We start from the raw sequence: 21,887 nt of genomic DNA, 5'->3' as shown, positions 1-21,887 counted from the left end.
AGAAGCTGGGCCGCATCCTCATCGAGGCCAACCTCATCACCGAGGAGGCCCTCGCCCATGTGCTGGCGCGCCAGCTGCGCGCGCCCTTCGTCAACCTCAAGACCTTCCCGCTCAAGACCGACCTCGTCCGCCTGCTGCCCGAGACGCCAGCGCGGCGCTTCCGTGCGCTGGTGCTGGAGGAGCGCGGGGACACGCTGCTGGTGGCCATGGCCGACCCGCTGGACCTGTTCGGCTTCGATGAGCTGGCCAAGATCCTGAAGCGCCGCCTGGCCATGGCCGTCGTCGCCGACAGCCAACTGCCGGCCGTCTTCGACAAGCATTACCGCCGCAGCGACGAGATCTCCGGCCTGGCCAAGGCACTGGAGCGCGACGTCGGCGACGCGGTGGACTTTGGCTCGCTGCAGGCCAGCGTGGGCCAGGAGGGCGCGCCGGTCGTGCGGCTGCTGCAGTCGGTGTTCGAGGACGCCACCCGTGCCGGCGCGTCCGACGTTCACATCGAGCCGCAGGAAGGCGAGCTGCTGATCCGCACACGCGTCGACGGCCTTCTGCAGACGTTGATGCAGGCCGACAAGCGCATCGCCCCGGCCCTGGCCCAGCGCCTGAAGTTGATGGCCGGCCTGGACATCTCCGAAAAGCGCCTGCCGCAGGATGGCCGCTTCACGCTGCGGCTGTCCGACCGCACGCTCGATGTGCGCCTGTCCACCATGCCCAGCCAGTACGGCGAATCGGTCGTCATGCGCCTGCTCGGCCAGGGCTCGGCGCTGCGCCGCCTGGGTGACATCGGCATGCCCGAGGACATGCTCAAGCGCTTCCGTGAGCTGCTGGGGCGCGACTCGGGAATGATCCTCGTCACCGGCCCGACGGGCTCGGGCAAGACCTCGACGCTGTACGCCGCGCTGGCCGAGATCGACGCCGAGCAGCTGAAGATCATCACGGTGGAAGACCCGGTCGAGTACCGCCTGCCCGGCCTCACGCAGGTGCAGGTCAACGACAAGATCGAGCTGGATTTCGCCCGCGTGCTGCGCGCCGCGCTGCGCCAGGACCCGGACGTCATCCTCGTCGGCGAGATGCGCGACGCCGAGACGGCCGAGATCGGCCTGCGCGCCGCCATCACCGGCCACCTGCTGCTGAGCACGCTGCACACCAAGGACACCGTCTCCACGCCCTTCCGCTTGCTGGACATGGGGGCGCCGCCCTTCATGGTGGCCACGTCGCTGCAGGCGGTGCTGGCCCAGCGCCTGCTGCGCGGCGTGTGCAAGCACTGCGCCGAGCCGCACCGCGCCACGCCGCAGGAGCAGGCGTGGGTGGAGCAGGTGATGGCGCTGAACGGCGACACCGCGCCCGTCACCAGCGTGAAGGGCCGCGGCTGCGCGGAATGCAACGGCACCGGCACGCAGGGCCGGCGCGGCATCTACGAGATGCTGGAGCTAGACCCGGACATGGCCCTGGCCATCCAGAACAGCGATGCCGGCGGCTTCCTGGCCGCCGCGCGCAGGGCGCTCAAGGGCAAGACGCTGGCCGACCGCAGCCTGGCGCTGGTGCGCGAAGGCAAGACCTCACTGGCTGAAGCGGTGCGCATCAGCGTCGACACGGAATGAATACAGAACAAAGCCACAGAGGCACAGAGACACAGAGAGGGTGCCATGGCGCTCCCTCTGTGTCTCTGTGCCTCTGTGGCTGTGTTTGGTCTTGCAGTCCTAAGTTCACTCCATGAACTTCGCCTTCAAGGGCCGCAACGGCCGCGGCGAACTCGTGGAGGGCATCGTCGATGCCGTCACCCCCGACGCCGTGGCCGCCCAGTTGATGGCCGGTGGCGTCGTGCCGGTCAGCATCGAGCCGACGCTGGACGCCGTCAGCGCGGCCGGTGGCGACGGCTGGCTGCAGGCCCTGCTCGCCCGTCCCATCAAGATGGAAGATTCCCTCGTGCTAACGCGCCAGATGTACACGCTGCAGAAGGCCGGCGTGCCCATCCTGCGGGCGCTCGCCGGCCTGGAGGCTTCGACGACCCACCCGGGCATCGTCAGCCTGCTGCAGGACGTGCGCGCCAGCCTCGACCAGGGCCGCGAGCTGGCCACCGCCTTCGCCCGCCACCCGGCCGTGTTCAGCCCCTTCTTCATCGCGATGACGCGCGTGGGCGAGCTGACCGGCAAGCTCACCGAGGTCTTCAAGCGCCTGGCCGAGCACCTGGAGTTCGAGCTCGACATCCGCGCCCGCATCAAGCAGGCGCTGCGTTACCCGATCATGGTCATGATCGCGATGGCCATCGCGCTGGTCGTCATCAACGTCTTCGTTTTACCGAAGTTCGCCGACGTCTTCGCCCATTTCAAGACCGAGCTGCCGCTGATGACGCGCATCCTGCTCGGCTTCTCGGCCTGGACGCTGAAGTGGTGGCCCCTGGTGGTGGCCGGTGGCATCGGCCTCGGGCTGGCCTGGCGCAACTGGATCGCAACCGCCAGCGGCCTCTACACCTGGGACCGCTTCAAGCTGCGCCTGCCCATCGCCGGCGACATCGTGCTCAAGGCCACGCTCGCCCGCTTCGCGCGCAGCTTCGCGCTGGCCAACAGCTCGGGCGTGCCGATCAGCCAGGCCATGACGGTGGTGGCCCAAACGGTGGACAACGCCTATATCGGCGCCCGCATCGAGCAGATGCGCGACGGCGTCGAGCGCGGCGAGAGCATCTCGCGCTGTGCGACGGCCACCGGCGTATTCACGCCCATCGTCCTGCAAATGATTGCGGTGGGCGAGGAGACCGGCGAGCTGGACACGCTGATGACCGAGATCGCGCAGATGTACGAGCGCGAGACCGACTACGCCATCAAGGGCCTGTCGGCGGCCATCGAGCCCATCCTGCTGGCCGTCATCGGCGCGCTGGTGCTGGTGCTGGCGCTGGGCGTGTTCCTGCCGCTGTGGAACCTGGGCCAGGCGGCGCAGGGGCGCTGAGCAGCGCGTCGGCGTGAAGCTTGCAACGGATTGCAGGCTCGTTTCAAGCCTGAGAAGCAAGCCGTGCGCAATTCACGTCCAGTCCGGCCGGCGCTGGCCGATAGTGCAGTCACTCCCCGACGACAGCGCTTCGGCGCAAAAGCCCCCATGAACAAGTCACAACAAGCTGGTTTCACCCTCATCGAGCTGGTGATGGTCATCGTCATCCTGGGCGTGCTGGCTGCCGTCGCGCTGCCCAAGTTTGTCAACGTGGACGACGACGCGAAGCAGGCCGCTGTCAACGGCGTGGCAGGTTCGCTGAGTTCAGCCTCGGCAATCAATTACGCCAGCCGCAAGGCCAAGGGCGAAACGGCAGCCACGGTCGGCCCGAAGACTGTTGCCGTCGCCAACTGCACTGCCGTCGCCGCCGCGTTGCAAGGCGGTCTGCCGACCGGCTACGTCATCACATCCGCGGCGATCACGCCTGCTGATACGACCAAGACCGACTGCGTGGTCACCGCTAACGGCAAGACGTCGAACTTCACCGCGACCAGCATCGATTGACCGGCATGCCACGCACGTCGCGTGGCTTCACGCTGATCGAGCTCATCCTCGTCATCGTGATCACAGCCGCCCTGGCGGTGTTCGCCCTACCCAAGGTGCTGGACACGACGCTGTGGCGGCTGCGTTCGTTTGGCGACGACCTGATGGCCCGCCACCAAGGCATGCTGCGGCTGGCCTTGCAGCAGCGCCGGCCCATCGTGGCCACCGTCACCGGCGCCGGCGTCAGCTGGGCCTACGGCAGTGGCGCCAGCCTGGGCTCCCTGCCCTGCCCGGCCACCGAGTCGCCGTGCATCTCCGAGGGCGGCAGCCGCACCATCACCTTCAACAGCGCCAACGGCGGCGCCACGGCGACGAGCACGGCCGCGAGCCTGAGCGTGACGGTGGCCTACGGCAGCTACAGCCAGGCCTACCGTGTCGAGACCGACACGGGCCTGATCTACCCCCTTCCTTGACGCTTGGCGCACGCGGCCGCTGGGCTAGCATGAAGCGCATGCACCTCCCCCGCCGGGCCCAGGGCCTCTCGCTGATCGAGTTGCTGATGTTCATCGTCGTCGTGGGCATTGCACTGACGGCGATGCTGCGGGTCTTCGTCACCGCCACGACGGCCAGCGCCGACCCCATGATCCGCCGCCAGCAGCTCGCCATTGCCGAGTCGCTGCTGCGCGAGGTGCAGCTGTTGCCCTTCACCTGGTGCGACCCGGACGATGCCAACGTCGAGGTGGCCACGTCGGCGGCGGTCGTGCCGCTGGGCTGCGCCGCGACGGTCGAGAGCAGCGGCGCGGAGAGCGGCGAGACGCGCTACGGCCCGACCAACTACTTCGACAACGTCAACGACTACGCCGGCTTCTCCACGACCGGCATCCGCGACCTGTCAAACACGGCCGTGACCGGCCTGTCCGGCTACACGGCCAGCGTGGCCGTCGCCGCCGCAGCGCTGGACACGCTCACGCTTGCCAGTGGCGACGCGCTGAAGATCACCGTCACCGTTTCCGGCCCAGACAGCAGCAGCATCGTGCTGCAAGGCTGGCGAACCCGCTATGCGCCGCAGTCACCGTTCTGAGCAGGGCTTTACGCTGATCGAGGCGGTCATGGTGATCGTCATCACCGGCATCGTCGTCGCCATGGTGTCCGTCTTCATCGTGCCGTCCATCACGGCCTATTTCGCCAGCGCCGCGCGCGCCCGGCTCGGCGACGAGGCCGATACGGCGCTGCGCCGCATCAGCCGCGACCTGGCCGCCGCCCTGCCCAACAGCGCCCGTATCACGGGCCAGAGCCTGGAGCTGATTCCGGTCAGCGGTGCGGCGCGCTACGCGGTCGGCACCGAGGCCGGCGACCCGCTGCTGTTCGGCACCGCCGACACCTCCTTCGCCATCGTCGGGCCGGCCCTGAAGCTGACCACCGGCAGCCAGCGCCTGGCCTGGTACAACCTCGGCCCCGGCGTGCCCGATGCCGACGCCTACACGCTGGCCAACGTGCGCGTCTCGTCCACAGCGGCCGGCAATGCGACCAGCATGACCATCAGCGGTGCGCCCCTGCCGAACTCGCTGCAGGCGCCGCCCTACCGCGTCTATGCCATCGAGCAACCCGTCACCTACCGCTGCGACACCAGCGCCGAGACGCTGACGCGTTACAGCGGCTACGGCTTCGTGAGCAGCCAGCCCAATCCGCCCGCAGGGGGCAGCGCCGCGGTGCTGGCTCGCCACGTGAAGAGCTGCTCGTTCAGCTACGACGTCCCCGCCATCACGTCACGCTATGCCCTCGTGACCATGAGCATCCAGCTCGGTGCCCAGAGCGAAACCGTCACGCTGTATCACACCGTCCACGTCGACAACCTGCCATGATGGACCAAGCCCTTCGCCCAGTCCTGCTCCGGCTGAACGCCGGCAGACCCGGTCGGTTCCCCGAGGGAACGGCGATGCTCGCGGCATCAAGCCGCGAGCACATCGCCAACGCGGGCCGGCTTGGGAGCGGCCCGTCGCTCGGCCCGCAATTTCAATGGGCTCACATGAACGCCTGCGGCTTCACCATGATGTCGATGCTTTTCATCCTGGTGGCCCTGGCCGCGCTGGGTGCGGCGCTGGCGTCGCTGAGCCAGCGCCAGCAGATGGGTTCGGCCGGCGAGCTGGCGGCGGCCAAGGCCTACCAGGCGGCGTTTGCCGGGCTGGAGTCGGGCAGCTACGAGATCCTGCGCGCGGCCGGCCAGCCGGCCTGCTTTGCCACGCGCAGCTTCACGCTGCCGGACAAGCTCGCCGACTTCACCGTCACCCTCACCTGCACGCGCACGCCGTCCAGCGGTACCGTTAGCGACGATGGCCAGACACTGGCCTTCTACACACTGGTCGCGACGGCCTGCAACATCGCGGCCAGCGGCGCCTGCCCCAACGCCGGCACCGCTGAGCAGACCTATGCCGAGCGGCAACTGAGCCGGAGCCTGAGCAAATGAGCCGCTGGCTGACAGCGCTGCGTACGTGGCTGGCGACCGTCGCCCTGGCCCTGCCCACGCTGGCCGGCGCGGTGGCGTACACCTTTCCGGGCAGCATGCCGCCTGGCTGCAGCGGCAGCAACGGCACCTATACCTGCGTCGGCGGCACGAGCCTGGCCTATGGCGACACGGTCACGATCAGCGGCACCAAGCCCGCCACGATCACCGTCACCGGCAACTTCACGACCGACATCTCGCAGATCAACCAGAGCGGCAATGCCAGTGACCTGAACTTCGTCGTCAACGGCACGCTGACCTTGGGCTACCAGGCCCAGATCAAGGCCAACATCACGGCCACCAGCGTCAACGACGCGGGCGGCGGCGTGGTCATCACCGGCAACGTGACGGCCAATGGCGGCAACATCTCGCTGGCCTACCAGACCACCGTGTCGGGCAACGTCTCCACCAGCAGCACCGGCACCATCGCCACCGGCCAGAACGGCAGCATCGGCGGCAACGTGTCGGGCGGCACGGGCGCCATCAGCATCAGCGAGGGCGGTACGGTGGCCGGCAGCGTGACGGGCAGCGGCAGCATCACGCTCGTGCAGAACGCAGTCGTCTCCGGCAACCTGAGCGCGGGTTCTGGCACCGTGGATCTCGGCTTCCAGGCCAGGGTGAACGGTAACCTCGGCAGCACCGGCGCGATCACGACGGGCCAGAGTTCCTACGTCGGCGGCAACATCACCGGCGGCGCGGGCAATGTGTCGATCGGCTACGGCGCCAGCGTCGCGGGCACGCTCACCACCAGCAGCGGCACCATCAGCTTCGCGCAGGCCGCCACGGCCTCGGCCTGCGTCAAGTCCACCGGCAGCGCCAGTATCACGCTGGGCTATCAAAGCAATGTCAACAGCGTCTGCTGCGGCGGCATTTGCACCAGCAGCTGCGTCGTCAACAACAGCACTTACGCCATGCCCGCCACCTGCGCCGGCACGACGCCGACGCTGGTCTCAGGCACGCGCTACAGCTTCGAGTCGTACGACGTGCCGGGCTCCTACATCCGCCACAGCAACTACATCGGCTACATCGTGCCGGTGTCGGCCAGCAGTGACTCGCTGACGAGGAACGACAGCACCTTCATCGCCCGCCCCGGGATCACGAACCCGGCATGCTGGTCGTTCGAGTCGGTGAACCTCCCCGGCTACTACCTGCGCCACAACAACTTCGTCCTCAAGCTCAACACCTACAGCGCGGCGGCGCCGTACCCGGCGGACGCCACGTTCTGCCTGCGCAGCGGGCTTGCCAATGCATCGGCGATCAGCTTCGAGGCGACGAACTACGCGGCCTACTACCTGCAGCACAAGGTCGACACCAGCATGATCCTGGCGACCGTTGACGGCACCGCCGCCGTGAACGGCCGCGCCACGTTCTACCCACGCGCCGGCCTGGCGCCAGTGGTCGAGCACTTCGAGCTGTCGGTGCCGAGCGCCAGCCTGGCCTGCCAGGCGTCGACCCTGACGGTGACCGCTTGCGCCGACAGTTCCAGCCCGTGCACGAATCCCGTCACCAACTTCGCCGGCCAGACGGCGACGCTCGGCACTACGGCCGGCACGCTGGGCTCAAGCACCGTCACCTTCAATGCGAGCGGCACCGCGACGACGACGCTCGGCTACGCCGCCGCCAGCGCCGGCAGCACGGCGACGGTGACTTTGTCGGGCGAGACCACCTTGGCCACGTCAGGGCGCCGCTGCTGCCCCGACGGCGCGAGCTGCAGCGCCGCCAACAGTTGCTCCACCACGTTCAGCACCGCCGGCTTCATCATCGCCAACAGCGTGAACGGCGCCGCCACCACCGTGCCGACGCAGACTGCCGGTGCGTCGTCGGGCAGCTGGGTGCTGCGGGCGGTAAAGACGAACACAACGACCAAGGCCTGCGAAGCCGCGTTGACGGGCTCGACGACGGTGAACTGGGGCCTGCAGTGCAACGACCCCACGACCTGCTCCAGCGGCAACCGCATGACGCTGACCGGCAGCAGCGCGGTGGCGGTGGCCGGCAACGCCAACGGCAGCAGCGGCGCCAGCACTGCGGTGACGATGAGCTTCGATGCCAACGGCAACGCGCCGTTCAGCTTCAACTACGCGGACGTCGGCAAGGTCACGCTGCTCGCGAGCAAGGCTGCGGGCGGCACGCTGCTGGCGGCCTTGAGCGGCAGCAGCAACAGCTTCGTCGTCAAGCCGGCGGGCTTCGTGCTGTCGGCGATCCGCTGCACGAGCTACGCGGCCGGTTCCTGCGCCACCTCGGCCATCGCCAGCCCAGGCAACAACCCGGGCGCGTCCTCGGCCAGCGGCAGCGCCTTCATGCCGGCCGGCGCGCCGTTCTCGGCCACCGTGACGGCCGTGGATGCAAACGGCAACGCGACGCCGAACTACGGCCGCGAGACGGCAGCCGAAGGCGTGGCGCTCACCGCCGCGCTGGTGCAGCCGGCGGGTGGCAACGCGCCGGGCGTGAGCAACCCGAGCGCCTTCGGCGCCTTCAGCGGCGGCGTCGCGACCGGCACCACCTTCGCGTGGCCCGAGGTCGGCATCGTCACGCTGACCGCTGCGTTGGCCGACGGCAGCTACCTCGGCGCTGGCAACATCACCGGCACGGCCAGCGGCAACGTCGGCCGCTTCGTGCCGGCGTCGTTCGCGCTCTCGGCGGCGGTGGCCACGCATCGCAGCGGCGCGTCGTGCTCGCCAGCATCGACGTTCACCTACCTGGGTGAGGACTTCAGCCTCGGCTTCACGCTGACCGCGCGGAACGCCAGCGGTGCGACGACGCAGAACTACGCCGGCAGCTTTGCCCGCCTCGACTTGGCCGCCGCAGCCAACTTCAGGCTCGCCGGTGTCGACGGCGCCACGCAGTTCAAGACCGGCAACGCCAGCCTGACGCTGGGCACCAGCAGCAGCGCCGCCGGTTGGGTCAACGGCGTTGCTTCGGTCACGCTGCCGGCCAGGGTCCCGCGCACCACCACGCCCGTCGGCCCCTTCGACAGCGCCGACTTCGGCGTCGCACCGGTCGACCTCGACGGCGTGACGATGTTGTCGCTGGACCTCAACACCGACGGCATTGCCGGCGCCGACACCTTCAAGGTGGGCAGAATCCCTCTGCGCTTCGGGCGGTTGCGGCTTCAGAATGGCATGGGTGCAGCCAACCGGCAGCTCAACCTGCCGCTCGAAGCGCAGTTCTGGAACGGTACGGCCTACAACAGCAACGCTTTGGATTCCTGCACCCGCATCAGCGCCACCAACCTCAGTTTCGGCAACCTGCGCAAGACGCTGGTGGCGAGCGACGCGGCCATGGTCGGCACGTCGGTGACGGTGGCCAGCGGCAAGGGCAGCATCACGCTGGCCGCCCCCGCCCCCGGCCATGTCGGCAGCCTGGACGTGACCATTGCGCTGGACACGGCCACGCCGCCCACCGACCTCTCCTGCCTCAAGACGCAAGCCGGCTGGACGGCCACCAAGGCCGCCACAGCCGGCGCCAGCCAGACCGCCCTGCGCGGCCCCTGGTGTGGCAACGCCTTCAGTGACCCGGGTGCCCGCGCCACCTGGGGTGTCTACCGCGGTGCCGACGGCGTGCTCTACCAGCGGGAGAACTATTGATGATGAACCGAGACCCCTCGCCCAGTCTCGACTCGCTGCACGCGGGCGCGCCCGGTCTGGGACCGCGCTGCGGCGTGAGCCGCAACGCTTCTCCAGGCACACCGCGCCCACTGGGCGCGGTGTGTCCGGGCTCAGCCCCCGAGGGGACGGCGATGTTCGCGGCGTTGGGCCGCGAGCACATCGCCAGCGCGGGCCGGCTTGGGAGCGGCCCGGCGCTCGGCCCGCACGTTTCGGGTGAGCGCCACTGACATGCGTTGGCCTTGGCAACCCCGCAGCACCGGCCAGCGGCTGCTGGTGCGCCGCGTCGGCAGCCAGCACGCCTTCGTGCTGACCGACGGTGCGCCCGGCGACGAGCCGACGCGCCTGCTGCGCTGGGGCCTGCTGCCGGAGGCAAGACCCGTCCCCGCCGGCGAAACCATCGCGCTGTTGGACCCGGCGGACTACCAGATCCTCAAGGTCGACACGCCCAATGTGCCGCAGGAGGAACTCAAGGCCGCGGCACGCTGGCAGATCAAGGAGATGGTGGACGTGGACATCGCCGAGCTGACGCTGGATGTCATGCACGTGGGGGGTGATGTGGCCCGGGCGAACACGGCCAGCTCACACCAGCTCTTCGTCATCGCGGCGCGCAACAGCGCCATCAAGGCGCTGACCAGTGGTGCCGCGGCTTTCAGCGAGCACATCGGCGTCGTCGACATCTGGGAGACGGCACTGCGCAACCTGCTGGCCGCCCAGGCCCGCGCCGACGACCTCGCCGCGCGCGCCTGCGCCGCCGTCCTCATCGACGAGCAGCATTGCCTGCTCGTCGTCTGCGCCGGTGACGAGCTCTTCTACACGCGCCGCCTGGAGGGCGACCTCGCCCTGCTGGCCCGCGCCCGCGGCGTGCAGGTGGAGGCGGCCTCGGCCGATCTGCCGCTGGGCTTCGAGTACCAGCCCGGCGGCACCTTCGACAGCGGCAACACGCAGGAGTCGCCCCTCGTTGTCGAACTGCAGCGCTCCATCGACGTGTGGGAGCGCAGCTGGCCCGATCTGCCGTTGGCACGGCTTTACGTGCTGACCGCGGAGCACGGCGCCGAGGTGGCCTCGCTGATCCAGCGCGAGCTGGGCCAGCGCACGGTGGCGTTAGACCCAATGGCCGCCTTCGCCCCCGATGCACCGCCGCCCGAGGGCGACGCAGCGCAAGCATTGGCCGCCTGCCTGCCGCTGCTGGGCGCCGCACTGCGCACGGAGACGAGAAAACTCTGATGGCCCAGCAGATCAATCTCCTCACGCCCATCCTGCTGGCACCCAAGCGCTATTTCTCCGCCCTGACGCTGGTGCAGATGACCGGCTTGCTGCTGGTGGTCGGCCTTGCCGGGGCGCTGTGGCTGCAGCAGCGGGACCGCCGCGCCGAGGCCGAGCACCAGGCCTTGCTGGCCCAGTACGCCACCGAGCGCCAGCAGCTCACCGTGGCACGCGCCGGGCTGCCGGTGCCGCTGGACGGCGCCGCCGCGCAGCTACAGCTGCTGCCGCTGCAGACTGGCAACGCCGAGCGCCGCGCGCTGCTGCGGGCTCTCGGCGCCGAAGGCGGCGGCGCCAGGCCGGGGCAGCGCCATTCGGACCTGCTCGCACTCATCGCGCGCAGCCTGCCCGAGGCCGCCTGGCTGGGTGAGCTGCATTACTCGCCCGGCCGGGTCGAACTTGTCGGCGGCACCTTGAACACGGCCGTGCTGCGGCCTTGGCTGGGCCAGCTGGCCGGCCACCCGCTGCTGGCCGGCCAGGAGCTGTCGGCCCTGCGCGTGGAGCGCCTGGGCGCGCCCGGCACCACGGCGGGCAGCAACCCGCTGCTGTCGGCCAACGGCCCGGTGGCGCAGACGGGCGTGCCGGTGTGGGCGTTTCGTGTCGTCAGCGCGCCGGCCCATGCGGCAGCGGGAGGCACGCAATGAAGGCGTCCACGCCGATCAACCTCGCCCCGCTGCGCGCGCGCTGGGACCGCCAGGCCCGGCGCATCGACGCCCTCAGCCTGCGCGAGCGCGCCTTCATCTTCCTGTGCATCGCCGCCGTGCTGGCGGCGCTGTTCGACAGCCAGGTGCTGACCCCGCTGTCCGCCCGCGACAAGCAGCGCGCCGAGGCGCAGGCCCGGCAGGCGGCCGAGGTGACGCAGCTGCGCGAGCAGTTCGTGGCCGCCAGCAGCAATGTCAACGACCCGGCCGGCCAGCTGCGCAACCAGCTCGACGCCGCCCGGGCCGAGCGCCTGCGGCTGGAAGCCGAGTTGCGCAAGGCCGGTTCGGTCAGCGGCGGCGAGGGCCTGTCGGCCGTGTTGCAGCGCCTGCTGGCCCAGCAGCCCGGCCTGGTGCTGGAGCGGCTGGCGCTGCTGGACGACACGCCCGTGGCCATGCCCAGCGTCGTTGCAAGCGCTGCAAACGCCGCAAACGCCGCAAACGCATCCTCCCCGGCCGCCATGCTGCCCAGCATGCCGGGCATGAGCTGGCAAGGCGTCGAGCTGCAGGTGCTGGGTCGCTACGGCGACATCCAGCGCTATCTGCAGACGCTGGAGCGCGAGTTGCCCGGCCTGCGCTGGGGCGACATGCACCTGAGCGCTTCCGGCACCAACGAACCGCCGCGCCTGCGCGCGCAGCTCTTCCTGCTGAAGGTGCAGCCATGAGATGGATGGCCCTGCTGTTGCTGGCCGCGCTGTCGGCCGTGGTTCAAGCCCAGGACGCCGGCCGCGACCCCACCGCCTTGCCGATCACGCTGCGCAACGCCATCGCCGAGGCCGCGTCCGCGTCCGCGTCCGCGCCGGCGTCGGGTGCAGAGCCCGCGCGTGACGGCATCCGCCACGTCGTCTTCGCCAACGGGCGCGGCTATGTGGTGCAACGCGGCCGACGCTATGCCGTGGGCGAGCAGCTTGACGGCGCCCGCATCGAACGCGTCACCGAGCAGGCCGTCTGGCTGCGCGAGGCCGGCCAGGTGAGGCGCGAGCCGCTGTACAGCGGGGTCGAGAAGCGCCCGCCCGCTGCGCCTGCGTCGCCCAAGCCAGCCGCCAGGAATTCCAAGGAGAAGCAGCCATGAAGGCCCCGATCAACAGTCCTCCCCGTCTTTTGCTGCTGAGCGCGACCGTCGCCCTGCTTGTCGCCGGCCTGTCTGGCTGCGCCGACAAGCCCCTGCGCGTGGCCCAGCCCAGCCAGTCGCTGCGCGACGAGCTGCAGGCCCAGCGCAATGCAGCACCGGCGCCGCTGCCGGCCGCCTCGGCGCCTGAAGTGCAGGCCGTTCCGGTGCCTGCGCCGGTACCCGCCCTGCCCCACGAGCCGCGCTTCGATCTCATCGTCAACGGCGCCCCGGCGCGCGACGTCTTCTTGTCCCTGGTGACCGACACGCGCTACAGCATGCTCGTGCACCCGGCCGTGGCGGGCCAGCTGTCCGTCACGCTCAAGGGCGTCACGCTGCGCGAGTCGCTGGACGCCATCCGCGACGTCTACGGCTTCGACTATTCCATCGACGGCCGCCGCATCACCGTCTTCCCGCCCACGCTGCAGACGCGCGTCTTCACCATCAACGCACTGGCCCTGCAGCGCAGCGGCCGCAGCGAGGTGCGCGTCAGCTCCGGCGCCGCACCGGCCAGCAGCCAGGGGAGCGGCAATGGCAATGGCAACACAGCCACGCCCGGCAGCGCCGGCACCGTGCAGCAGCAGGAGAGCAGCCAGCTCAGCACCAAGGTCACCAGCGACTTCTGGGGCGAGACGGCCGTGGCGCTGAAGGCGCTGGTGGGCAACGGCGAGGGCCGCACGGTCATCACCAGCCCGCAGACCGGCACGATCGCCGTGCGTGCCATGCCCGACGAGCTGCGCCATGTCGAGACCTGGCTCAAGGCCACGCGCGTGGCCGTGGAGCGCCAGGTCATGCTGGAGGCCAAGATCGTCGAGGTGGAGCTGCGCGAGGGCTACCAGAGCGGCATCGACTGGTCGCGCATCGGTAACAACAGCGCCATCGGCCAGACCAGCGTCAACCCCTCCATCCCGACCGGCGTCAACAGCATCATCAACCCGCTCGTCAGCAACGCGCGCGGCCTGCCCACGCTGTCCAGCGGCACGCAAAGCCCGAGCTGGCCCGACCTGATTCCCGTCCCCTCGGCGGGTGGCGGCGCCTTGGGCCTGGCGCTGGCGCGCGGCGGCTTTCAGGCGCTGCTGAGCTTCATCGAGAGCCACGGCGACACGCAGATCCTGTCCAGCCCGCGCATCGCCACGCTGAACAACCAGAAGGCCGTGCTGAAGGTCGGCACCGACGACTACTTCATCACCGGCATCAGCGGCAGCAACAGCGGCAGCAACTCGAGCAACACCGGCACGAACGGCACGACCAACCAGATCCCGACGCTGATCCTGACGCCCTTCTTCAGCGGCATCGCGCTGGACGTGACGCCGCAGATCGACGCGGACATGGTGACGCTGCACATCCACCCTTCGGTGTCCAACGTGACCGAGAAGGTCAAGCAGGTCGACCTGGGTTCGGTCGGCAACTTCCGCCTGCCGCTGGCCAGCGCCAGCGTCAACGAAACGGACACGGTGGTGCGCATCCCTGACGGTCACATCGTCGCCATCGGCGGCCTGATGCAGATGGAAGCCACGCGGCGCGGCTCGGGTGTGCCGGGGGCCGACGGCAACCCGATCACCTCACTGCTGTTCGGCAACCGCGCCAACAACGGCCGCAAGCGCGAGCTGGTGGTGCTGATCAAGCCCAGCATCATCCGCACGGCCGAGGATTGGGAGCAGCACAACCGGCTGATCAGCGAGTCACTGGACGACACGGAAAGCCGGTCGAGGCGGGTGATCCGGCTGGATGGGCCCGACACCAAGCCGAAGTGAGCAAGCCACTGTTCGAGTTCCGGTTGCGCCCGCTGGAAGAAATTCAGCCCTGGGGCACAGCAGCAGATCCCAACCTGCATTGGTTTGGGCTGTCAGATGGCTGCTATTGGTTGAACGTGGGGCAGCACATGTTGCTGGAATACAGCCAGCAATTTCAGGATGAAGCAGGTGCGACTCGATATTGCGACTACCAAATCGTGCGCTTGCACGAGGACGTGCTGGACATGCTGCCGCATGTGCTGCGACCGGTGCCCCCGGAGTTGCGCGAGTTCATTGCGTTGAAGACCGAGTCGCAAGTAGGCTACTGGGACGCCTGGACATCGCTGGATGACCGGCTGATAGACGCTGAAACCCACTTCGACCTGCTGGACAACGCCGGGACGTGGCTCGGCGAGCGACGACTCGATTCGCTGTACCTCTCGCCATCGGCGCGCATCTGGATGTGGTCAGACGAGCAGGAGGTTCACATTCAGTGGGATAACCGCGACGTCCACTCGCACGGTGTCCCGGTGTGGTCGGCATCCTGCGGCAGCTTCTCGCTAAGTCGTGTGGACTTTGTGAATGAGGTCAAGGCGTTTCACTGGCGCTTCATGCAACAGATGGCGGAGCGTGTCGCCAGCATTCTGTCTAACGGCGCGCCGCCTGGTGTCCGAATAGACCGCTCTGCCCTCTGGCAGGATCAGCAGCGTCGTGCGAGCCTGTCCGAACAGAGTTTTCAGCCGCTCGCAGATGCCACACCCTGGCTCGTTGTCAGCGCAGCCGTGCGTCAACTTGAGGAGCTTCGCAAGGCAGCCCTAAGTTGATCGGTCGGCGTCATCAGCTGTAGGGCGGATATCGACCCACCCAACGGTTGCTGAATTCGGTGCTGTAGCTTGAGGCGAAGGCCCAGCCGGGAGTCCCGCCCGGCAGCGGGGTAACTTTCTTCTGCGGGGCCAGAAGAAAGTCACCAAAGAAGAGGCCCTGAATCCGCACCCCAGCGGCCTTGCGGGCTTGGCACTGGATCGCGCCCCGAAGCGACCCGCTGCGCTCTCGCTGCTGTCCCTGTGACGAGCACCAGACATCGCCCCTTCGTGCCGCTTAACGCCGGCTGCACGCCGGGCTCATCAACAAATACCAAATAGCCGCGTCGCCCGAGCGACGCTGTCTTTGGCTGTTCTCGTGAGCACGGCGTGCAGCCGCGCGTTAAGCGGGCTAACAGTGCGATGAATGGTGCTGGTGACAAGGACAGCAGCGAGAGCGCAGCGGGTCGCGTGTGGGCGCAATGACAGCGGCCGTTTTCGCACGCCGCTGGTGGCGACGTGGCACTCGAGTGCGGTTCAGGGCCTCTTCTTTGGTGACTTTCTTCTGGCCCCGCAGAAGAAAGTTACCCGCCCGCCGGGGCGGACTCCCGGCAACGCGGCAGCGAGTCGAAAGGCTCGTCACAAGAGCATCCGAACCGCACAGCCGGCTCCGACACAGCCTGGTGGAAGGCATAAAGGCAGGCGGGCAGCTGCTGCGCGGCAACCATGACGCCCACGACCCGACTTGCGCGGCGGAGTCAGCGCGGCTTGGCCTTTACCAGCCCGAGCGCCAGCGCGATGCCCACCAGCACGATGGCGCCGCCGCTCACCATCTGCGCCGTGACGACCTCGCCCAGAAAGAGCGCGCCCCACAGGATGGCGAACAGCGGGATCAGGAAGGTCACCGACACCGCATTGGTCGGCCCGACACGGCTCATGAGGCGGAAGTACAGGACGTAGGCAAGCGCCGTGCACAAGGCCGCCAGCGCCAGCACCGCGCCCCAGGCCCTCGCGCCCGGCGGGGAGGCCGGCCAGAGCCAGGCAGCCGGCAGCGCCAGCATCAACGCGGCGGCGAACTGGCTGCCGGTGGCAACGGCCAATGGCGACGCGCCGTTCAGAAAGCACTTGGTCGCGTTGGCCGCCAAGCCGTAGCAGAGCGTCGCGCCCAGGCAGGCCACCACGGCGAGCAGGCCGCTGTGATCGGCGCCGGGTTTGAAGCTGGCCTTGTCCCAGGCCAGGAAGGCCACGCCGGCAAAGCCGATGACGAGGCCGAGCACGCGCAGCTTCGTCAGCCCCTGGCGCAGCCAGACGAAGGCGACGACGGCCGTCCATAACGGCGTGGTTGCGTTGACGATGCTGGACAAGCCGGCCGTGATGGACAAGGCCGCGAACGAGAACAGCGCGAAGGGGATGGCGCTGTTCAGCGCGCCGACGATCAGCAGCCCCCGCCAGTGCGTGCGCAGCTCGGCCATCTGCCCGCGTGAGGCCAGCAGCGGGATCAGCATGGCGCTCGCCAGGCCCACGCGCACGGCGGCCAGCGCGATCGGGCCGAACTCGGGGGCGCCCACGCGCATGAACAGGAAGGAAGCGCCCCAGAGCGCGGCCAGCAGCACCAACTCGCCGATGTCGAAAGGCTTCATGCGGCGGCTTCTTCCAGGCTCAGCAGCGCCTTCTTGCGTTCGAGCCCGCCGGCATAGCCAGTTAGCGAACCATCGGCGCCCACCACGCGGTGGCAGGGCACCAACACCGAGATCGGGTTGCGACCGACGGCCGCGCCGAGTGCTCGCGCGGCGCTGGCGCGGCCCAGCCGCCCGGCGAGCGCGCCGTAGGTCGACGGCTGCCCAGGCGCTATGGCGAGCAGGGCCTGCCAGACCTCACGCTGGAAGCTGGTGCCGGCCGGGTCCAGCGGCGGCAGCGTGAAAGGCTTGCCGCTGAAATAGGCCGTCAGCGCCGCTGCGGTGGCCGAGAGCACCGGGTCGCTGCCATCGTCATCGGGCACGGCCAACGCGCCGGGGTGATGCTTCTGATCGTCGAACCACAGGCCCGACAGGCCGGCGGCGCTGCGGGCGGCGGTCAGCGGGCCCAGCGGCGTGTCGATACGGCGTTGCAGGATGTGGTGCTTCATGAATGTCTCCAGAGGTGCAGGACGGCGTAGCTGCGGAAGGGACGGTAGCGCTCCGCCGCTTCGAGGTAAGCCTTGGGTGCTAGCAAGCTGCCTGAGCCACTGAGCGCCTTGCGCAGCACGACGTCGCCGGGCGGGAACGCATCGGGCCAGCTCCAGCCGCGCATCAGCATGTAGCCGGCGGTCCAGGGGCCGATGCCGGGGATGGTGGTGAGTTCCTCGGCGGCCGCTTCGGCGCTGCCCTCGCGGCGCGCAAAGGCCAGCCTGGGCCAGCCCTGCGCCAGCGCGATGAGGCTGTCGGCGCGGCGACCGATGATGCCGAGCGAGGCGATGTCGTCGCGCGTGGCGGCGGCGATGCGCTCGGGCGTCGGGAACAGTCGGCCGCAGCCTTCGGGCGCCTCGTCGAGCACCTCGCCGAAGCGCTCGACGAAGCGGCCGGCGAGCGTCCGTGCAGCGGCCACCGTGACCTGCTGGCCCAGCACCGCACGCACGGTCAGCTCGAAGCGGTCCAGGCAGCCCGGCAGGCGCTGGCCCGGCACGCCGGTCTCGCCCAAGGCGGTGGCGATGGCGTCGGGGTCGGCGTCCAGGTCCAGCCAGCGGCGCAGCAGCGGCAGCAGCGAGCCGACGGTGGGCCACAGCGCGGGCGACAGCTCCACGCCGACCTCGCCCGGCTTGGCGAAGCTGACGCGCAGCCACCCGGCATGGCGCTGGCCGGCGTGCGTCACCGCCAGCGAGCGAGTCACGGCGCCCTCCTCCACTTTCTCGACGCCGGCAACGGCCCGTGGCGCGAGGAAGGCGAGCACGCCAGCAACGTCGTACGGCTGGCGATAAGTCAGCCGCAGCCGCGACACTGGCGTGTTGCTGCCGCCTTCGCGACGCAGGGCCGTCGGCTGCAATCGGTAGTGCTCGATGAAGGCCGCGTTGAAGCGGCGCAGGCTCGCGAAGCCGGCCGCGTAGGCCACCTCCTGAACTGGCAGCGTGCTGTCCGTCAGCAGCGCCTTGGCCAGCAGCAGCCGGCGCGTCTGCAGGTATTGCAGCGGCGACACGCCATGCTCCGTCTGGAAGATGCGGCGCAAGTGGCGGCTCGTGATGCCGAGGTGAGCGGCCAGGCCCTCGACGCTGGCCTCGGCGTCGTCACAGGCGTCCAGCCAGGCGGCGGCCTGCTGGGCCAGCGTGCGCGAGGCGTCCATCGTCGTCCACGGCAGCGCGCGCGGCGCCAGTTCGGGCCGGCACTTCATGCAGGGGCGAAAGCGCTCAGCCTCTGCCTGCGCCGCCGTCGAGAAAAAGCGGCAGTTCTCGCGCCGGGGCAGGCGCACGCGGCAGACGGGCCGGCAGTAGATGCCGGTGGACGTGACGCCGACGTAGAGCCGGCCGTCGAAGCGCGCGTCGTGCGATTGCAGGACGGCATAGGCGGCGTCGGGCGGAAGGGTTTCGGACAACATGCAGCCAGTCTAGGTGGCGGCGTCCGGTGCGGCTGGCCGTATCCGGACATGCCCCTGGCGGCGGCGTCACTCGGCGAACGGCGCTTGCGGGGGGCTCGTGCTGAGACGGGCCACCACCCTCACATCGCCTTGAACAAGTGAACGTAGGCCCGGCTGACCGGCAGTTCGTTGCCCTTGCCGCGGATGCGCACGAAGAGCCGGCTCTGCTCGTCGCGGCGCGTGCCTGCGAGATGGTCGAGGTTGATGATGGTGGAGCGGTGCACCTGCCAGAACCGGTCCGGGTCGAGCTGGCCGGCCAGCTCGAAGATGGGCGTGCGGATCAGGTGCTCGGCCGTGGCCGTCTGCACGATGGTGTATTTGTCGTCGGCGTGGAAGAACAGCACCTCGTCAACCGGCACCTGGTGCGTCAGCTCACCCTGGGCGGCGCGGATGTAGCGCAGCCGCGTGGGCGCCGCCGTGCCGGCCGCCGGCAGCAGGCGCTTGAGCGTCTCGGCCAGCGCGCCGTCGCCACCGGCCGGCGGTTCAGCGCGCAGCCGCTCGACGCAACGGGCCAGGCGGTCGGCCTTCAGCGGCTTGAGCAGGTAGTCCACGGCACGGGCCTCGAAGGCGTCGACGGCGTACTGGTCGTAGGCCGTCACGAAGACGACGCGCGTCGCGCCTTCGATGCCCTGGGCCACTTCCAGCCCGGTGAGGCCGGGCATCTGGATGTCGAGGAAGGCGATGTCGGGCTCAAGCTCCGCGATTGCCTCGGCGGCCTCGATGCCGTGAGCAGCGATCTTGACGATCTGCAGCTCCGGCCAGGCCTGCGCCAGTTGGGACTTGAGGTACTGGGCCAGATGGGCTTCGTCGTCGGCGATCAGGGCGGTGGTCATGGCTTCAACAGAGGCAAGGGAATCTTGATGTGCGAGCGGGTGCCGCCGCCTTCGCGCGGCAGCAGTTCCAACATCGCGGCGGGGCCCCAGCGGGCGGTCAGGCGGGCGCGGATGTTGTCGAGGGCCAGGCCATTGCCGCCACGCCGCTTCGGCGCATCCAGCCCCTGGCCGTCGTCCCCGACGTCAATGCAGAGCTGCTGGCCCTCGCGCCGCGCGCTGACGGTGATCTCGCCGCCGCCGATCTTGGGCTCCAGGCCGTGGTGGATGGCGTTCTCCACCAGCGGCTGCAGCAGCAGCGGCGGCAGCTCAAAGCCGGCCAGCTCGGCGGGCAAGCTCAGGCTCACCCGCAGCCGCTCGCCCATGCGCAATTGCATCAGGCCAAGGTAGGCCTCCAGCAGGGCGAACTCCTGCGCCAGCGTCGTCGAGTCGCCACGGAGCTGGCCGAGGCTGGCACGCAGGTAGTCGGTGAAGCGTTCCAGCATCAGCTTGGCCCGGTCGGGGTCGAAGTCGATGAGGCTCTGCACGTTGGCCAGCGTGTTGAACAGGAAGTGCGGCTCGATCTGGCCCTGCAGCAGCCGCAGCTGGGCCTCGGTGATGCGGGCCTGCAAGGCCTCCTGCTTCCAGCGCGCCCGGTAGCGCAGGCCGACGATGACGGAGATGACCGCCGAGATGCCCAGGAACTCGCCCCAGAAACCCGGCTGGGACAGTGCCTTGTTCCAGCCCTGCGTCAGCCAAACGCGATCGACCGCCGCCAGGCCGATGACGACGCCGACGGCCGAACAGAAAATCGACAGCATCGAATAGAAGAAACCGGCCCGCCAGTCTCGCCAGCGGACGATTGCATCCAGCCAGCGCTGCGGCGCGAACCTCTCGAAGCCGCGGAAGACGAAGAAGAAGCAGACCGTCACGCAGGCGCTCACGAGCAGGTGGCCTGGCAATTCCTTTGCCCACCAAAAGCCCGATCCCAGCCTGCCGTTCTGCAGGCCGTGGATGGTGGCGAAGAACAAGCCGAAGAAGACGAACCAGATGAAATAGATCAGCAGCCGGATGCGCAGCCTGTCCGGGCGGTGCTTCATCAGCACGCGCTGGTTGCGCAGGGCCTGGGTGAATTCCTCGGTGAAGCTCATGGGGCGCGAGTGTAGGAAGCCTCGGCGGCATGCCACTTGCATGAGTGACGGATCGACAGCCGGCGCGATGGCTCGCCAGATAGGCGGTGCCTACAATCCGCCGCGATTTCAAACTCAGCTTCAAAGGCAGTCCATGCAGGTTCACGCTTCCATCTTCAAGGCTTATGACATCCGTGGCGTCGTTGGCCAGACCTTGAACGAGGAGCTCGCAGAGCACCTGGGTCGCGCCTTCGGCACCGAGGCCAAGGCACTCGGCGAAAAGGCCGTGGCGGTCGGCCGTGACGGCCGCCTATCGGGCCCCGGCCTTGTCGCCGCACTGGTGCGCGGCCTGCGCTCCACCGGGCTGGATGTCGTCGACATCGGCGCCGTGACCACGCCCATGCTCTATTACGTCGCCGCCACGCGGGCCAAGCACGGCTGCAGCTCCGGCATCATGGTCACGGGCAGCCACAACCCCAAGGACTACAACGGCTTCAAGATGGTGCTCAAGGGCGCCGCCGTCTACGGTGACCAGATCCAAGCGCTGCGCCAGCGCATCGAGACCGAGGACTACGCCAAGGGCCGCGGCCGTGGCGCCAAGATGGACATCGTGCCGGAGTACGCCGCCCGCGTCGTCAACGACTGCAAGCTGGCCCGGCCGATGAAGATCGTCGTCGACAGCGGCAACGGCATCCCCGGCGCCTCGGCTCCGGCCATCCTGCGCGCGCTGGGCTGCGAGGTCATCGACATCTTCTCCAAGGTCGACGGCGATTTCCCCAACCACCACCCGGACCCGAGCCGCCCCGAGAACCTGGAAGACCTGAAGCGCGTTGTGCATGCCACCGGTGCCGAGCTGGGCCTGGCCTTCGACGGCGACGGCGACCGCCTGGGCATCGTCACCAAGGACGGCGAAATGATCATGCCGGACCGCCAGATCATGCTGATCGCGGCCGACATCCTGAAGCGCAACAAGGGCGCGCAGATCATCTTCGACGTCAAGTGCACGCAGCGCCTGGCACCGTGGATCAAGAAGCACGGCGGCAAGCCGCTGATGTGGATGACCGGCCACTCGCTGGCCAAGGCCAAGCTGAAGGAAACCGGCGCGCCGCTGGCCGGCGAACTGTCGGGCCACATCTTCTTTGCCGAGCGCTGGTACGGCTTCGACGACGCGATGTACAC

Annotated in this window: 20 protein-coding genes; 15 read left to right on the top strand and 5 right to left on the bottom strand. The window is 69.1% G+C overall.

Annotated elements, in window-relative coordinates; all coding sequences use genetic code 11:
* The 14 genes from ABIS05_RS02890 to ABIS05_RS02825 all read left to right on the top strand — a co-directional run.
* A partial coding sequence (locus tag ABIS05_RS02890) for a GspE/PulE family protein (RefSeq protein ID WP_348013651.1) occupies window positions 1-1,598 on the top strand: 1,598 nt, incomplete at its 5' end.
* A gap of 112 nt (window positions 1,599-1,710) precedes the next feature.
* On the top strand, window positions 1,711-2,940 hold the full coding sequence (locus ABIS05_RS02885) for a type II secretion system F family protein (protein ID WP_348013650.1): 1,230 nt from the start codon (window positions 1,711-1,713) through the stop codon (window positions 2,938-2,940).
* 63 nt (window positions 2,941-3,003) lie between these two features.
* Window positions 3,004-3,483, top strand: a complete 480-nt coding sequence (locus ABIS05_RS02880) for a type II secretion system protein (RefSeq protein WP_348013649.1) — start codon at window positions 3,004-3,006, stop codon at window positions 3,481-3,483.
* Between the two features lie 5 nt (window positions 3,484-3,488).
* Window positions 3,489-3,935, top strand: a complete 447-nt coding sequence (locus ABIS05_RS02875; protein WP_348013648.1) for a prepilin-type N-terminal cleavage/methylation domain-containing protein — start codon at window positions 3,489-3,491, stop codon at window positions 3,933-3,935.
* A gap of 38 nt (window positions 3,936-3,973) precedes the next feature.
* The gene (locus ABIS05_RS02870) at window positions 3,974-4,543 is read left to right on the top strand and encodes a type II secretion system protein (protein ID WP_348013647.1); all 570 of its coding nucleotides are present in this window, start codon (window positions 3,974-3,976) and stop codon (window positions 4,541-4,543) included.
* Window positions 4,521-5,324 carry a prepilin-type N-terminal cleavage/methylation domain-containing protein gene (locus ABIS05_RS02865; protein ID WP_348013646.1) on the top strand — a complete coding sequence of 268 codons (804 nt, stop codon included), beginning with the start codon at window positions 4,521-4,523 and terminating at the stop codon, window positions 5,322-5,324. Before ABIS05_RS02870 ends, ABIS05_RS02865 begins: the two co-directional genes overlap by 23 nt.
* A gap of 74 nt (window positions 5,325-5,398) precedes the next feature.
* Entirely contained in the window at window positions 5,399-5,926 is a 528-nt protein-coding gene (locus ABIS05_RS02860; protein WP_348013645.1) for an agglutinin biogenesis protein MshP, read from the top strand.
* Window positions 5,923-9,546 carry a DUF6701 domain-containing protein gene (locus ABIS05_RS02855; RefSeq protein WP_348013644.1) on the top strand — a complete coding sequence of 1,208 codons (3,624 nt, stop codon included), beginning with the start codon at window positions 5,923-5,925 and terminating at the stop codon, window positions 9,544-9,546. The genes ABIS05_RS02860 and ABIS05_RS02855 overlap by 4 nt, the downstream gene beginning before the upstream one ends.
* Before the next feature lie 249 nt (window positions 9,547-9,795).
* Window positions 9,796-10,791, top strand: a complete 996-nt coding sequence (locus ABIS05_RS02850; protein WP_348013643.1) for a hypothetical protein — start codon at window positions 9,796-9,798, stop codon at window positions 10,789-10,791.
* On the top strand, window positions 10,791-11,471 hold the full coding sequence (locus ABIS05_RS02845) for a hypothetical protein (protein WP_348013642.1): 681 nt from the start codon (window positions 10,791-10,793) through the stop codon (window positions 11,469-11,471). Before ABIS05_RS02850 ends, ABIS05_RS02845 begins: the two co-directional genes overlap by 1 nt.
* Window positions 11,468-12,190, top strand: a complete 723-nt coding sequence (locus ABIS05_RS02840) for a hypothetical protein (protein ID WP_348013641.1) — start codon at window positions 11,468-11,470, stop codon at window positions 12,188-12,190. Before ABIS05_RS02845 ends, ABIS05_RS02840 begins: the two co-directional genes overlap by 4 nt.
* Window positions 12,187-12,597 (top strand): hypothetical protein, encoded by a 411-nt coding sequence (locus ABIS05_RS02835; protein ID WP_348013640.1) that lies wholly within the window; start codon window positions 12,187-12,189, stop codon window positions 12,595-12,597. The genes ABIS05_RS02840 and ABIS05_RS02835 overlap by 4 nt, the downstream gene beginning before the upstream one ends.
* Complete coding sequence (locus ABIS05_RS02830) at window positions 12,594-14,387, top strand: secretin N-terminal domain-containing protein (protein ID WP_348013639.1); 1,794 nt, start codon at window positions 12,594-12,596, stop codon at window positions 14,385-14,387. The genes ABIS05_RS02835 and ABIS05_RS02830 overlap by 4 nt, the downstream gene beginning before the upstream one ends.
* A complete protein-coding gene (locus ABIS05_RS02825) occupies window positions 14,384-15,190 on the top strand; it encodes a DUF5984 family protein (protein ID WP_348013638.1) in 807 nt (268 codons plus the stop codon). Before ABIS05_RS02830 ends, ABIS05_RS02825 begins: the two co-directional genes overlap by 4 nt.
* Window positions 15,191-15,924: 734 nt before the next feature.
* Here ABIS05_RS02825 and ABIS05_RS02820 read toward each other — a convergent pair.
* The 5 genes from ABIS05_RS02820 to ABIS05_RS02800 form a co-directional block, all read right to left on the bottom strand.
* On the bottom strand, window positions 15,925-16,806 hold the full coding sequence (locus ABIS05_RS02820) for a DMT family transporter (protein WP_348013637.1): 882 nt from the start codon (window positions 16,804-16,806) through the stop codon (window positions 15,925-15,927).
* Window positions 16,803-17,291: a methylated-DNA--[protein]-cysteine S-methyltransferase gene (locus tag ABIS05_RS02815; RefSeq protein WP_348013636.1), complete on the bottom strand. Its 489-nt coding sequence runs from the start codon at window positions 17,289-17,291 to the stop codon at window positions 16,803-16,805. Before ABIS05_RS02815 ends, ABIS05_RS02820 begins: the two co-directional genes overlap by 4 nt.
* A complete protein-coding gene (locus ABIS05_RS02810) occupies window positions 17,288-18,730 on the bottom strand; it encodes an Ada metal-binding domain-containing protein (protein WP_348013635.1) in 1,443 nt (480 codons plus the stop codon). Before ABIS05_RS02810 ends, ABIS05_RS02815 begins: the two co-directional genes overlap by 4 nt.
* A 119-nt stretch (window positions 18,731-18,849) precedes the next feature.
* A complete protein-coding gene (locus ABIS05_RS02805; protein ID WP_348013634.1) occupies window positions 18,850-19,602 on the bottom strand; it encodes a LytTR family DNA-binding domain-containing protein in 753 nt (250 codons plus the stop codon).
* Complete coding sequence (locus ABIS05_RS02800; protein ID WP_348013633.1) at window positions 19,599-20,729, bottom strand: histidine kinase; 1,131 nt, start codon at window positions 20,727-20,729, stop codon at window positions 19,599-19,601. Before ABIS05_RS02800 ends, ABIS05_RS02805 begins: the two co-directional genes overlap by 4 nt.
* A gap of 133 nt (window positions 20,730-20,862) precedes the next feature.
* Between ABIS05_RS02800 and ABIS05_RS02795 the strand changes: the two genes are divergently transcribed.
* Window positions 20,863-21,887: phosphomannomutase/phosphoglucomutase (locus tag ABIS05_RS02795; protein ID WP_348013632.1), on the top strand; the 1,025-nt coding region annotated here is incomplete at its 3' end.

The sequence above is a fragment of the Roseateles sp. genome (assembly GCF_039929605.1).
GTDB lineage: Bacteria > Pseudomonadota > Gammaproteobacteria > Burkholderiales > Burkholderiaceae_C > Pelomonas.
The sequence above is the reverse complement of the archived record's forward strand: the minus strand, read 5'-3'. Positions and strand labels throughout refer to the sequence as shown.

What these genes read in the sequence shown, in the direction of transcription:
- ABIS05_RS02840 (WP_348013641.1), top strand. Translation starts at nt 11,468, where the DNA reads ATGAAGGCGTCCACGCCGATCAACCTCGCCCCGCTGCGCGCGCGCTGG.
- ABIS05_RS02845 (WP_348013642.1), top strand. Translation starts at nt 10,791, where the DNA reads ATGGCCCAGCAGATCAATCTCCTCACGCCCATCCTGCTGGCACCCAAG.
- ABIS05_RS02865 (WP_348013646.1), top strand. Translation starts at nt 4,521, where the DNA reads ATGCGCCGCAGTCACCGTTCTGAGCAGGGCTTTACGCTGATCGAGGCG.
- ABIS05_RS02815 (WP_348013636.1), bottom strand. Translation starts at nt 17,291, where the DNA reads ATGAAGCACCACATCCTGCAACGCCGTATCGACACGCCGCTGGGCCCG.
- ABIS05_RS02835 (WP_348013640.1), top strand. Translation starts at nt 12,187, where the DNA reads ATGAGATGGATGGCCCTGCTGTTGCTGGCCGCGCTGTCGGCCGTGGTT.
- ABIS05_RS02805 (WP_348013634.1), bottom strand. Translation starts at nt 19,602, where the DNA reads ATGACCACCGCCCTGATCGCCGACGACGAAGCCCATCTGGCCCAGTAC.
- ABIS05_RS02870 (WP_348013647.1), top strand. Translation starts at nt 3,974, where the DNA reads ATGCACCTCCCCCGCCGGGCCCAGGGCCTCTCGCTGATCGAGTTGCTG.
- ABIS05_RS02820 (WP_348013637.1), bottom strand. Translation starts at nt 16,806, where the DNA reads ATGAAGCCTTTCGACATCGGCGAGTTGGTGCTGCTGGCCGCGCTCTGG.
- ABIS05_RS02830 (WP_348013639.1), top strand. Translation starts at nt 12,594, where the DNA reads ATGAAGGCCCCGATCAACAGTCCTCCCCGTCTTTTGCTGCTGAGCGCG.
- ABIS05_RS02875 (WP_348013648.1), top strand. Translation starts at nt 3,489, where the DNA reads ATGCCACGCACGTCGCGTGGCTTCACGCTGATCGAGCTCATCCTCGTC.
- ABIS05_RS02810 (WP_348013635.1), bottom strand. Translation starts at nt 18,730, where the DNA reads ATGTTGTCCGAAACCCTTCCGCCCGACGCCGCCTATGCCGTCCTGCAA.
- ABIS05_RS02855 (WP_348013644.1), top strand. Translation starts at nt 5,923, where the DNA reads ATGAGCCGCTGGCTGACAGCGCTGCGTACGTGGCTGGCGACCGTCGCC.
- ABIS05_RS02885 (WP_348013650.1), top strand. Translation starts at nt 1,711, where the DNA reads ATGAACTTCGCCTTCAAGGGCCGCAACGGCCGCGGCGAACTCGTGGAG.
- ABIS05_RS02800 (WP_348013633.1), bottom strand. Translation starts at nt 20,729, where the DNA reads ATGAGCTTCACCGAGGAATTCACCCAGGCCCTGCGCAACCAGCGCGTG.
- ABIS05_RS02850 (WP_348013643.1), top strand. Translation starts at nt 9,796, where the DNA reads ATGCGTTGGCCTTGGCAACCCCGCAGCACCGGCCAGCGGCTGCTGGTG.
- ABIS05_RS02860 (WP_348013645.1), top strand. Translation starts at nt 5,399, where the DNA reads ATGCTCGCGGCATCAAGCCGCGAGCACATCGCCAACGCGGGCCGGCTT.